Origin of the sequence: Serratia sp. TMDUHS_CL, assembly GCF_037137105.1 — a bacterium.
In the GTDB taxonomy this organism is placed as follows: Bacteria; Pseudomonadota; Gammaproteobacteria; order Enterobacterales; family Enterobacteriaceae; genus Serratia; species Serratia nevei.
In genome coordinates this window covers 17,821-31,198 of record NZ_JBBBDV010000022.1, presented here as the reverse complement: position 1 = coordinate 31,198, position 13,378 = coordinate 17,821, and the positions used below count along the sequence as shown (strand labels likewise).

Here is a 13,378-nt window from a genome sequence, read left to right as displayed (position 1 = left end):
CCGTGAGCACATCCTGCTGGGTCGTCAGGTTGGCGTTCCTTTCATCATCGTATTCATGAACAAATGCGACATGGTTGATGATGAAGAGCTGCTGGAACTGGTAGAAATGGAAGTTCGCGAACTGCTGTCCGCGTACGACTTCCCAGGCGACGACCTGCCAGTAATCCGCGGTTCCGCGCTGAAAGCGCTGGAAGGCGAAGCTGAGTGGGAAGCGAAAATCATCGAACTGGCCGAAGCCCTGGACAGCTACATCCCAGAGCCAGAGCGTGCTATCGACAAGCCGTTCCTGCTGCCAATCGAAGACGTATTCTCCATCTCCGGTCGTGGTACCGTTGTTACCGGTCGTGTTGAGCGCGGTATCATCAAAGTTGGCGAAGAAGTTGAAATCGTTGGTATCAAAGACACCGTTAAGTCTACCTGTACTGGCGTTGAAATGTTCCGCAAACTGCTGGACGAAGGCCGTGCTGGTGAGAACGTAGGTGTTCTGCTGCGTGGTATCAAGCGCGAAGAAATCGAACGTGGTCAGGTACTGGCTAAGCCAGGCTCTATCAAGCCACACACCCAGTTCGAATCTGAAGTGTACATCCTGAGCAAAGATGAAGGTGGTCGTCACACGCCATTCTTCAAAGGCTACCGTCCACAGTTCTACTTCCGTACCACTGACGTGACCGGCACCATCGAACTGCCAGAAGGCGTAGAGATGGTAATGCCAGGCGACAACGTGAACATGGTTGTCACCCTGATTCACCCAATCGCGATGGACGACGGTCTGCGTTTCGCAATCCGTGAAGGCGGCCGTACCGTTGGCGCTGGTGTTGTTGCTAAAGTTATCGCTTAATCGCTGATAAAGTTTGACGCGACACGCGGTAAAAGGGCATCATTTGATGCCCTTTTTCTACGCTGTGAACTAGAACCTATCTCATCAGCGATTTTGCAGTCATAATCATTGGTGAGATGGGCTCTTAAACCGTATTGACTGAAATACGTCATAGCGTAAAACACCGGGATAGCGCTGAAGCGGTATCCGATCGGTTTGGTTTGCCTCGCAATGCGAGGCAAAGTTGTTTGTTCTGAATCATCATTGTGACAGGTTGGTTTATGAGTGCGAATACCGAGGCTCAAGGGAGCGGACGCGGCCTGGAAGCGGCAAAGTGGCTGATCGTCGCCGTTCTGTTGGTTGTGGCTATTGTCGGTAACTATTACTACCGTGATTTAAGCCTGCCATTGCGCGCGCTGGCAGTTGTGCTGATCATCGCCGTTGCAGGTGCAGTGGCTCTGATGACCACCAAAGGCAAAGCCACCGTTGCGTTTGCCCGCGAAGCGCGTACCGAAGTACGTAAAGTGATTTGGCCAACTCGTCAGGAAACGCTACACACCACGTTGATCGTTGCCGCGGTAACCGCCGTGATGTCACTGATTCTGTGGGGGCTGGATGGTATTCTGGTCCGTCTGGTGTCGTTTATTACTGGCCTGAGGTTCTAAAATGTCTGAAGCTCCAAAAAAACGTTGGTACGTCGTTCAGGCGTTTTCCGGTTTTGAAGGTCGCGTAGCACAATCGCTGCGTGAACACATCAAACTGCACGATATGGAAGAGCTGTTCGGCGAAGTGATGGTGCCTACGGAGGAAGTGGTTGAAATCCGTGGCGGCCAGCGTCGCAAGAGCGAGCGTAAGTTCTTCCCTGGCTACGTGCTGGTGCAGATGGTGATGAATGACGCCAGCTGGCACCTGGTGCGCAGCGTACCGCGCGTCATGGGGTTCATCGGCGGTACGTCTGACCGTCCTGCGCCAATCAGCGATAAAGAAGTTGATGCGATCATGAACCGCCTGCAGCAGGTTGGTGACAAGCCGCGTCCGAAAACGCTGTTCGAACCGGGCGAGCTGGTGCGCGTCAACGACGGCCCGTTTGCCGATTTCAACGGTGTGGTCGAAGAAGTCGATTACGAGAAGAGCCGCCTGAAAGTTTCCGTTTCCATCTTTGGCCGTGCAACGCCGGTGGAACTGGACTTCAGCCAGGTTGAGAAAGGCTGATCGAATAATCAGCAATGAGTGGCGCGTTGCCGCTTGTCAAAGGCGCGAAATTGAACTACAATTTCGCGCCTTTTGTTTTTAGATGCCTTGCCTGATGCATGTTGGGCGGGGTGAAACACGGGGAGCCTCTTACGAGGCGATACTACCCAAACCGAGGAAATTTAAATGGCTAAGAAAGTACAAGCCTACGTCAAGCTGCAAGTTGCAGCTGGTATGGCGAACCCGAGCCCACCAGTGGGTCCAGCTCTGGGTCAGCAGGGCGTTAACATCATGGAATTCTGTAAGGCATTCAACGCTAAGACTGACAGCGTTGAAAAAGGTCTGCCGATTCCGGTTGTTATCACCGTTTATTCTGATCGCTCCTTCACTTTCGTTACCAAAACCCCGCCAGCAGCAGTTCTGCTGAAAAAAGCGGCTGGTATCAAGTCTGGTTCCGGTAAGCCGAACAAAGACAAAGTAGGTAAAGTGACCCGTGCTCAGGTACGTGAAATCGCAGAAACCAAAGCTGCGGACATGACTGGTTCTGACGTTGAAGCGATGACTCGCTCCATCGAAGGTACCGCTCGTTCCATGGGCCTGGTAGTGGAGGATTAAGAGATGGCTAAGCTGACCAAGCGCATGCGCGTGATCCGTGACAAAGTTGATGCTACTAAACAGTATGACATCACTGAAGCTGTTGCTCTGCTGAAAGAGCTGGCCACCGCTAAATTCGTAGAAAGCGTTGACGTTGCCGTTAACCTCGGCATCGACGCTCGTAAATCTGACCAAAACGTTCGTGGCGCTACCGTTCTGCCACACGGCACCGGTCGTTCCGTTCGCGTTGCCGTATTTGCCCAAGGCGCTAACGCTGAAGCAGCGAAAGCTGCCGGCGCAGAGCTGGTAGGTATGGACGATCTGGCTGACCAGATCAAGAAAGGCGAAATGAACTTCGACGTTGTTATTGCTTCCCCGGATGCAATGCGCGTTGTTGGTCAACTGGGCCAGATCCTGGGTCCACGCGGCCTGATGCCAAACCCGAAAGTGGGTACCGTTACTCCGAACGTTGCTGAAGCAGTGAAAAACGCTAAAGCAGGTCAGGTTCGCTACCGTAACGACAAAAACGGCATCATCCATACCACTATCGGTAAGGTTGATTTCGACGCAGACAAACTGAAAGAAAACCTGGAAGCCCTGCTGGTTGCGCTGAAAAAAGCAAAACCTTCTCAGGCGAAAGGCATGTACATCAAGAAAGTTAGCCTCTCCACCACCATGGGTGCTGGCGTTGCTATCGATCAGAGCGGTCTGTCTGCTGCAGCGAACTAATCGCATTTGCGATTATCGCTTTGACTTGGGGCCAAGATTTGTCTAGAATCTTATGCCCCAAGGTTTTGCTATTGGCTATGCCGTAGGCAAAACAAAGATTTTTCGGTTGGAGCCTGGCCTATCCAGGCCTCCGTCCAAGACCGCAGGTGTATCGCAAGATACTTAATCCTTCCTGCGTAGACGGTGACAGAGCCTAAGAAAATTTTTCTTTTTTATAAAAGAATGTCTTTGCTGGATTCTGCTCACCGTGTTAAGCCGCTCGGCGTGGCGTTTTACAAAGCGCCGAGTGAAGTGAGTTCCGGGGGATTTTCCCCGGCTAATCCAGGAGCAAAAAGCTAATGGCATTAAATCTTCAAGACAAACAAGCGATTGTTGCTGAAGTCAGCGAAGTAGCCAAAGGCGCGCTGTCTGCGGTTGTTGCGGATTCCCGCGGCGTTACCGTAGATAAAATGACTGAACTGCGTAAAGCAGGTCGTGAAGCTGGCGTTTACATGCGTGTTGTTCGCAACACCCTGATGCGTCGCGTAGTTGAAGGCACTCCATTCGAATGCCTGAAAGACACGTTTGTCGGTCCAACCTTGATTGCATTCTCTCACGAACACCCGGGCGCTGCTGCTCGTCTGTTCAAAGAGTTCGCGAAAGCGAATGCAAAATTCGAGGTTAAAGCTGCGGCCTTTGAAGGTGAGCTGATCCCAGCGGCGCAAATCGACCGCCTGGCGACGCTGCCAACTTACGAAGAAGCGATCGCACGCCTGATGGCAACCATGAAAGAAGCCGCTGCCGGCAAACTGGTTCGCACTCTGGCTGCAGTACGCGATCAGAAAGAAGCGGCGTAAGCCACTCTTTCTTAGCCTTTGCTAACGTATTTAAACTATTTCTGAATTTTAGGAACAATTGTTATGTCTATCACTAAAGACCAAATCCTGGAAGCAGTTGCCGCTATGTCCGTAATGGACGTTGTTGAACTGGTTTCCGCTATGGAAGAAAAATTCGGCGTTTCTGCTGCTGCTGCTGTAGCTGTTGCTGCTGGCCCAGCTGAAGCTGCTGAAGAGAAAACTGAATTCGACGTTATCCTGAAAGCTGCAGGCGCTAACAAAGTTGCTGTTATCAAAGCAGTACGTGGCGCTACCGGCCTGGGTCTGAAAGAAGCTAAAGACCTGGTTGAATCTGCTCCAGCCGCTCTGAAAGAAGGCGTGAGCAAAGATGACGCAGAAGCTCTGAAAAAATCTCTGGAAGAAGCTGGCGCAGAAGTTGAAGTTAAATAAGCCAACCTTTCCGGTTGCAGCCTAGTCTTTTAGGCTGATGGCTGGTGACTTTTTAGTCACCAGCCTTTTTGCGCTGTAGGGCGCCAGTAGCGTTTCACACTGTTTGGCTGCTGGTTTCGCCTCCCAATGTTTGTTTCTATTGACGACTTAATATACCGCGGTCTTTGCACTACCAGGAGTTCTGGGGGAAGACGCGATGAAATGGTTTAAGCGTGATAGCAAGAGACATTGCGGAAAGTGTTCCCGCTTTCCGGTCGACAAAACGGTGTTGCATGAACTGTCCCTAATCGGACGGACAGATTGGGTCACTGATCAGCGAGCTGAGGAACCCTATGGTTTACTCCTATACCGAGAAAAAACGTATTCGTAAGGATTTTGGTAAACGTCCACAAGTGCTGGACATACCATATCTCCTTTCTATCCAGCTTGACTCGTTCCAGAAGTTTATCGAGCAAGATCCAGAAGGGCAGTACGGCCTTGAAGCCGCATTCCGTTCTGTTTTCCCTATCCAGAGCTACAGTGGCAATTCGGAGCTGCAATACGTTAGCTACCGTCTTGGTGAGCCGGTCTTCGACGTCAAAGAGTGCCAGATCCGTGGTGTGACGTTCTCTGCACCGCTGCGCGTAAAACTGCGCCTGGTTATCTATGAGCGCGAAGCGCCTGAAGGTACGGTCAAAGACATCAAGGAACAAGAAGTCTACATGGGCGAAATTCCGCTCATGACCGAAAACGGCACCTTTGTGATCAACGGTACTGAGAGGGTTATCGTATCTCAGTTGCACCGTAGTCCTGGCGTATTCTTCGACAGCGATAAGGGTAAAACCCACTCCTCGGGTAAAGTGCTGTACAACGCACGTATCATCCCTTACCGCGGTTCATGGTTGGACTTCGAGTTCGATCCGAAAGACAACCTGTTCGTGCGTATCGACCGTCGCCGCAAACTGCCTGCGACCATCATTCTGCGCGCGCTGAACTACACCACTGAACAGATCCTCGACCTGTTCTTTGACAAGATCGTCTTCGAAATCCGCGACAACAAGCTGCAGATGGAGCTGGTGCCAGAGCGCCTGCGTGGTGAGACCGCTTCGTTCGACATCGAAGCCAACGGCAAGATCTACGTAGAGAAAGGCCGTCGCATCACCGCTCGTCATATCCGTCAGCTGGAAAAAGACGACATTCAGAGCATTGAAGTACCGGTAGAGTACATCGCGGGCAAAGTGGTCGCGAAAGACTATATCGATACCAATACCGGCGAACTGATCTGCGCAGCCAACATGGAGCTGTCGCTGGATCTGCTGGCCAAGCTGAGCCAGTCCGGCCACAAGCGCATCGAAACGCTGTTCACCAACGATCTGGATCACGGCGCGTACATCTCTGAAACGCTGCGTGTCGATCCGACCAACGATCGTCTGAGCTCGCTGGTAGAAATCTACCGCATGATGCGCCCTGGTGAGCCGCCAACGCGCGAAGCTGCCGAAAGCCTGTTCGAGAACCTGTTCTTCTCCGAAGACCGCTACGATCTGTCCGCGGTGGGTCGCATGAAGTTCAACCGTTCTCTGCTGCGCGACGAGATCGAAGGTTCGGGCATCCTGAGCAAAGACGACATCATCGAAGTGATGAAGAAGCTCATCGATATCCGTAACGGCAAGGGCGAAGTGGACGATATCGACCACTTGGGCAACCGTCGTATCCGCTCCGTCGGCGAAATGGCCGAGAACCAGTTCCGCGTAGGTCTGGTGCGTGTTGAGCGTGCGGTGAAAGAGCGTCTGTCTCTGGGCGATCTGGATACCCTGATGCCTCAGGACATGATCAACGCCAAGCCGATTTCGGCGGCGGTGAAAGAGTTCTTCGGCTCCAGCCAGCTGTCCCAGTTCATGGACCAGAACAACCCGCTGTCCGAGATCACGCACAAGCGTCGTATCTCCGCACTGGGCCCGGGCGGTCTGACCCGTGAGCGCGCCGGCTTTGAAGTTCGAGACGTACACCCGACCCACTACGGCCGTGTGTGCCCAATCGAAACGCCGGAAGGTCCAAACATCGGTCTGATCAACTCCCTGTCCGTGTACGCACAGACTAACGAGTATGGCTTCCTGGAAACCCCGTACCGCCGCGTGCGTGACGGCGTGGTGACCGATGAAATCAACTACCTGTCTGCTATTGAAGAAGGCAACTTCGTTATCGCCCAGGCGAACTCCAACCTGGATGAAGAAGGCCGCTTCGTAGAAGACCTGGTCACCTGTCGTAGCAAAGGCGAATCAAGCCTGTTCAGCCGCGACCAGGTTGACTACATGGACGTATCCACCCAACAGGTTGTTTCCGTTGGTGCTTCACTGATTCCATTCCTGGAACACGATGACGCCAACCGTGCATTGATGGGTGCGAACATGCAACGTCAGGCCGTACCAACCCTGCGCGCTGACAAGCCGCTGGTCGGTACCGGTATGGAACGCGCTGTAGCGGTTGACTCCGGCGTAACCGCCGTTGCCAAACGCGGCGGTGTGATCCAGTACGTGGATGCTTCCCGTATCGTTATCAAAGTTAACGAAGACGAGATGTACCCGGGCGAAGCAGGTATCGATATTTACAACCTGACCAAGTACACCCGTTCTAACCAGAACACCTGCATCAACCAGATGCCGTGTGTGAATCTGGGTGAGCCAATCGAGCGCGGTGACGTGCTGGCGGATGGCCCATCGACAGACCTGGGCGAACTGGCACTGGGCCAGAACATGCGCGTAGCGTTCATGCCTTGGAACGGCTACAACTTCGAAGACTCCATCTTGGTCTCCGAGCGCGTGGTGCAGGAAGATCGCTTCACTACCATCCACATCCAGGAACTGGCGTGCGTGTCTCGCGACACCAAGCTGGGGCCTGAAGAGATCACCGCCGACATCCCTAACGTGGGTGAAGCTGCGCTCTCCAAGCTGGATGAATCCGGTATCGTGTATATCGGTGCTGAAGTGACCGGCGGTGACATCCTGGTCGGTAAGGTAACGCCTAAAGGCGAAACCCAACTGACGCCGGAAGAGAAGCTGCTGCGTGCGATCTTCGGTGAGAAAGCGTCTGACGTTAAAGACTCTTCTCTGCGTGTACCGAACGGCGTTTCCGGTACGGTTATCGACGTGCAGGTCTTCACCCGCGATGGCGTGGAAAAAGACAAGCGTGCGTTGGAAATCGAAGAGATGCAGCTGAAGCAGGCGAAGAAAGACCTGACGGAAGAACTGCAGATCCTGGAAGCCGGCCTGTTTGCACGTATCCACGCGGTGCTGGTTGCCGGTGGCATCGAAGCCGACAAGCTGAGCAAGCTGCCGCGCGATCGCTGGCTGGAACTGGGCCTGACCGACGAAGAGAAGCAAAACCAGCTGGAGCAGCTGGCTGAGCAGTACGACGAACTGAAATCCGACTTCGAGAAGAAGCTGGAAGCCAAGCGTCGTAAGATCACTCAGGGCGACGATCTGGCGCCGGGCGTGCTGAAAATCGTCAAGGTTTATCTGGCCGTTAAGCGTCAGATCCAACCGGGTGACAAGATGGCGGGCCGCCACGGTAACAAGGGTGTTATCTCCAAGATCAACCCGATCGAAGATATGCCTTACGATGAAAACGGCACGCCGGTAGACATCGTACTGAACCCGCTGGGCGTACCATCACGTATGAACATCGGTCAGATCCTGGAAACCCACCTGGGTATGGCTGCGAAAGGCATCGGTGAGAAAATCAACCAGATGCTGAAGCAGCAGCAGGAAGTGGCCAAGCTGCGTGAGTTCATCCAGAAGGCCTACGATCTGGGCGACGACGTTTGCCAGAAAGTTGACCTGAACACCTTCAGCGACGACGAAGTGCTGCGTCTGGCAGAGAACCTGAAAAAAGGTATGCCGATCGCAACGCCGGTGTTTGACGGTGCGAAAGAGACTGAAATCAAGAAGCTGCTGGAAATGGGCGGTATCCCGACCTCCGGTCAGATCACGCTGTTCGATGGCCGTACCGGTGAGCAATTCGAGCGCCAGGTTACTGTCGGCTATATGTACATGCTGAAACTGAACCACTTGGTTGACGATAAAATGCACGCCCGTTCAACCGGTTCTTACAGCTTGGTTACTCAGCAACCTCTGGGTGGTAAAGCGCAGTTCGGTGGTCAACGCTTCGGTGAGATGGAAGTGTGGGCACTGGAAGCATACGGCGCGGCTTATACCCTGCAGGAAATGCTCACCGTTAAGTCGGATGACGTTAACGGCCGTACCAAGATGTACAAAAACATCGTGGATGGCGACCACCGGATGGAGCCAGGCATGCCGGAATCCTTCAACGTACTGTTGAAAGAAATCCGCTCGCTCGGCATCAACATCGAACTGGAAGACGAGTAATCGTCATTCCGGCTCAGGCTCCCCGCCTAAGGGAGCCTGAGGGTGGTTGTTCAGGTCACACGGGTACCTACTGCGGTTGTGGGTACCCAACAGGTTTAACTCCGACAGGAGCCAATCCGTGAAAGACTTATTGAAGTTTCTGAAAGCGCAAACTAAGACCGAAGAGTTTGATGCGATCAAGATTGCTCTGGCTTCGCCAGACATGATCCGTTCGTGGTCGTTCGGTGAAGTTAAGAAGCCGGAAACCATTAACTACCGTACGTTCAAACCAGAGCGTGACGGCCTTTTCTGCGCCCGTATCTTCGGGCCGGTAAAAGATTACGAGTGCCTGTGCGGTAAGTACAAGCGCTTGAAACACCGCGGCGTGATCTGTGAGAAGTGCGGCGTTGAAGTGACCCAGACCAAAGTGCGTCGTGAGCGCATGGGCCACATCGAGCTGGCTTCGCCGACCGCGCACATCTGGTTCCTGAAATCGCTGCCATCCCGCATCGGTTTGCTGCTGGATATGCCGCTGCGTGACATCGAACGCGTACTGTACTTCGAATCCTATGTGGTGGTCGAAGGCGGTATGACCAACCTCGAGCGCCGTCAGATCCTGACCGAAGAGCAGTATCTGGACGCGCTGGAAGAGTTCGGTGACGAATTCGACGCCAAGATGGGTGCGGAAGCTATTCAGGCCCTGTTGAAAAACATGGATCTGGAAGCCGAGTGCGAGCAGCTGCGTGAAGAGCTGAACGAAACCAACTCCGAAACCAAGCGCAAGAAGCTGACCAAGCGTATCAAGCTGCTGGAAGCGTTCGTACAGTCTGGCAACAAGCCAGAGTGGATGATCCTGACCGTGCTGCCGGTACTGCCGCCGGATCTGCGCCCGCTGGTTCCGCTGGATGGCGGTCGTTTCGCGACCTCGGATCTGAACGATCTGTATCGCCGCGTGATCAACCGTAACAACCGTCTGAAACGCCTGCTGGATCTGGCTGCGCCTGACATCATCGTGCGCAACGAAAAGCGTATGCTGCAAGAAGCGGTAGACGCCCTGCTGGATAACGGCCGTCGCGGTCGTGCCATCACCGGTTCCAACAAACGTCCTCTGAAATCTTTGGCCGACATGATCAAAGGTAAGCAGGGTCGTTTCCGTCAGAACCTGCTCGGTAAACGCGTTGACTACTCCGGCCGTTCCGTAATCACCGTAGGTCCATACCTGCGTCTGCATCAGTGCGGTCTGCCTAAGAAGATGGCGCTGGAGCTGTTCAAACCGTTCATCTACGGCAAGTTGGAGCTGCGTGGCCTGGCCACCACCATCAAAGCCGCCAAGAAAATGGTTGAGCGTGAAGAAGCCGTCGTTTGGGATATCCTGGACGAAGTGATCCGCGAACACCCGGTACTGCTGAACCGTGCACCAACCCTGCACCGTTTGGGTATCCAGGCGTTTGAACCGGTTCTGATCGAAGGTAAAGCGATCCAGCTGCACCCGCTGGTTTGTGCGGCCTATAACGCCGACTTCGATGGTGACCAGATGGCTGTTCACGTACCGCTGACGCTGGAAGCCCAGCTGGAAGCGCGTGCGCTGATGATGTCCACCAACAACATCCTGTCCCCAGCGAACGGCGAGCCAATCATCGTTCCTTCTCAGGACGTTGTACTGGGTCTGTACTACATGACCCGCGACTGTGTTAACGCCAAGGGCGAAGGCATGGTGCTGAACGGTTCCAAAGAAGCTGAGCGTGTTTACCGCGCCGGCCTGGCGTCTCTGCATGCGCGCGTTAAAGTGCGTATCACCGAAGACGTCAAAAACGCCGAAGGCGAATGGACTTCTCAGACCAGCATCATCGACACCACCATCGGCCGCGCCATCCTGTGGATGATCGTACCGAAAGGTCTGCCGTACTCGATCGTTAACCAGCCTTTGGGCAAGAAAGCGATCTCCAAGATGCTGAACACCTGTTACCGCATCCTGGGCCTGAAGCCGACCGTTATCTTTGCTGACCAGATCATGTACACCGGTTTTGCTTACGCAGCCCGTTCCGGCGCTTCCGTAGGTATCGACGACATGGTTATCCCGGCCAAGAAAGCGGAGATCATCGAAGAAGCGGAAACCGAAGTTGCCGAGATCCAGGAGCAGTTCCAGTCTGGTCTGGTTACCGCCGGCGAACGCTACAACAAAGTGATCGATATCTGGGCTGCAGCGAACGAACGCGTTGCGAAAGCGATGATGGAAAACCTGTCGGTAGAAGACGTGGTTAACCGTGACGGCGAAGTGGAACAGCAAGTTTCCTTCAACAGCATCTTTATGATGGCCGACTCCGGTGCGCGTGGTTCCGCCGCTCAGATTCGTCAGCTGGCCGGTATGCGTGGTCTGATGGCGAAGCCGGATGGCTCCATCATCGAAACGCCAATCACCGCGAACTTCCGTGAAGGTCTGAACGTACTCCAGTACTTCATCTCCACCCACGGTGCTCGTAAAGGTCTGGCGGATACCGCACTGAAAACCGCGAACTCCGGTTATCTGACCCGTCGTCTGGTTGACGTGGCGCAGGATCTGGTTGTGACCGAAGACGACTGTGGCACCCACGACGGCATCCTGATGACTCCGGTTATCGAAGGTGGCGACGTGAAAGAGCCACTGCGTGAACGCGTTCTGGGCCGTGTGACGGCAGAAGACGTCCTCAAGCCGGGTACGGCGGACATTCTGGTGCCACGCAACACCCTGCTGAACGAGAAGGCGTGTGACCTGTTGGAAGAGAACTCTGTCGACAGCGTTAAAGTCCGTTCCGTGGTGAGCTGTGAAACCGACTTTGGTGTGTGTGCAAACTGCTACGGTCGCGACCTGGCACGTGGCCACATCATCAACAAAGGTGAAGCCATCGGCGTTATCGCGGCACAGTCCATCGGTGAGCCGGGTACACAGCTGACGATGCGTACGTTCCACATCGGTGGTGCGGCATCTCGTGCGGCTGCTGAATCCAGCATCCAGGTGAAAAACAAGGGTAGCCTCAAGCTGAGCAACGCGAAGTTCGTTATGAACGCCGCAGGCAAGCTGGTGATCACCTCGCGTAACACCGAACTGAAACTGATCGACGAATTCGGCCGTACCAAAGAAAGCTACAAGGTGCCTTACGGTGCCGTGATGGGCAAAGGCGACGGTGAAGAAGTTAACGGCGGCGAAACCGTTGCTAACTGGGATCCGCACACCATGCCGGTCATCAGTGAAGTCAGCGGCTTCATTCGCTTCGCGGACATGGTTGACGGCCAGACCATTACTCGCCAGACCGACGAACTGACCGGTTTGTCTTCTCTGGTCGTTCTGGACAGCGCAGAGCGTACCGGTAGCGGTAAAGACCTGCGTCCGGCACTGAAAATCGTTGACGCTCAGGGCGAAGACGTATTGATCCCAGGCACCGATATGCCTGCTCAATACTTCCTGCCGGGCAAAGCGATCGTTCAGCTGGAAGACGGCATTCAGATCGGTGCGGGTGATACCCTGGCACGTATTCCTCAGGAATCCGGCGGTACCAAGGATATTACCGGTGGTCTGCCGCGCGTTGCCGACCTGTTCGAAGCACGCCGTCCGAAAGAGCCGGCAATCCTGGCTGAAATCAGCGGGATTATCTCGTTCGGTAAAGAGACCAAAGGCAAACGTCGCCTGGTGATCTCTCCGCTGGACGGCAGCGACGCTTACGAAGAGATGATTCCGAAATGGCGTCAGCTCAACGTGTTCGAAGGCGAAGTGGTGGAACGTGGTGACGTCGTTTCCGACGGCCCAGAGTCTCCGCACGACATTCTGCGTCTGCGTGGTGTGCATGCGGTTACCCGCTACATCACCAACGAAGTGCAGGAAGTTTACCGTCTGCAAGGCGTTAAGATTAACGATAAGCACATCGAAGTTATCGTTCGTCAGATGCTGCGTAAAGGCACCATCGTTAGCGCTGGTGGCTCCGAGTTCCTGGAAGGCGAGCAGGCTGAAGTGTCTCGCGTCAAGATTGCCAACCGTCAGCTGGAAGCTGAAGGTAAAATCGCGGCAACCTTCTCGCGCGATCTGCTGGGTATCACCAAGGCTTCCTTGGCGACCGAGTCCTTCATCTCCGCTGCATCGTTCCAGGAAACGACGCGCGTTCTGACCGAAGCTGCCGTAGCCGGCAAGCGTGATGAACTGCGTGGCCTGAAAGAGAACGTCATCGTGGGCCGTCTGATCCCAGCCGGTACCGGTTACGCTTATCATCAGGATCGCATGCGTCGTCGTGCTCAGGGTGAAGCGCCGGTTGTTCCGCAAGTCAGCGCGGAAGAAGCGACGGCTAACCTGGCCGAGCTGCTCAACGCAGGCCTGGGCGGCAGCGACGACGAGTAATCGTCATCCGCGCCGCGGGCCCGGCATGCCGGGCCCATCGCCAGATAAACCGCTCCCTCGGGGGCGGTTTTTTTTCGCC

Annotated in this window: 9 protein-coding genes; all 9 read left to right on the top strand. The window is 54.6% G+C overall.

What is annotated here, in order from left to right:
* Positions 1–838, top strand: an 838-nt coding sequence (gene tuf, locus WCL58_RS24955) for an elongation factor Tu (protein ID WP_060431560.1), incomplete at its 5' end; no start/stop codon positions are given.
* A gap of 260 nt (positions 839–1,098) precedes the next feature.
* Positions 1,099–1,482 carry a preprotein translocase subunit SecE gene (secE, locus tag WCL58_RS24950; protein ID WP_004929916.1) on the top strand — a complete coding sequence of 128 codons (384 nt, stop codon included), beginning with the start codon at positions 1,099–1,101 and terminating at the stop codon, positions 1,480–1,482.
* A gap of 1 nt (position 1,483) precedes the next feature.
* The gene (gene nusG, locus WCL58_RS24945) at positions 1,484–2,029 is read left to right on the top strand and encodes a transcription termination/antitermination protein NusG (protein ID WP_004929914.1); all 546 of its coding nucleotides are present in this window, start codon (positions 1,484–1,486) and stop codon (positions 2,027–2,029) included.
* A gap of 165 nt (positions 2,030–2,194) precedes the next feature.
* Entirely contained in the window at positions 2,195–2,623 is a 429-nt protein-coding gene (rplK, locus tag WCL58_RS24940) for a 50S ribosomal protein L11 (protein WP_015376316.1), read from the top strand.
* Positions 2,624–2,626: 3 nt separating this feature from the next.
* Positions 2,627–3,331 (top strand): 50S ribosomal protein L1, encoded by a 705-nt coding sequence (gene rplA / locus WCL58_RS24935; RefSeq protein ID WP_019456443.1) that lies wholly within the window; start codon positions 2,627–2,629, stop codon positions 3,329–3,331.
* Positions 3,332–3,669: 338 nt separating this feature from the next.
* A complete protein-coding gene (gene rplJ, locus WCL58_RS24930; protein ID WP_004929905.1) occupies positions 3,670–4,167 on the top strand; it encodes a 50S ribosomal protein L10 in 498 nt (165 codons plus the stop codon).
* A 63-nt stretch (positions 4,168–4,230) separates the two neighbouring features.
* Positions 4,231–4,596, top strand: coding sequence for a 50S ribosomal protein L7/L12 (gene rplL / locus WCL58_RS24925; RefSeq protein ID WP_004929903.1), 366 nt, complete (start codon positions 4,231–4,233; stop codon positions 4,594–4,596).
* A gap of 332 nt (positions 4,597–4,928) precedes the next feature.
* A complete protein-coding gene (gene rpoB, locus WCL58_RS24920) occupies positions 4,929–8,957 on the top strand; it encodes a DNA-directed RNA polymerase subunit beta (RefSeq protein ID WP_004929900.1) in 4,029 nt (1,342 codons plus the stop codon).
* A 118-nt stretch (positions 8,958–9,075) separates the two neighbouring features.
* Positions 9,076–13,299: a DNA-directed RNA polymerase subunit beta' gene (gene rpoC / locus WCL58_RS24915; protein ID WP_047729347.1), complete on the top strand. Its 4,224-nt coding sequence runs from the start codon at positions 9,076–9,078 to the stop codon at positions 13,297–13,299.
* Positions 13,300–13,378 lie beyond the last annotated feature (79 nt).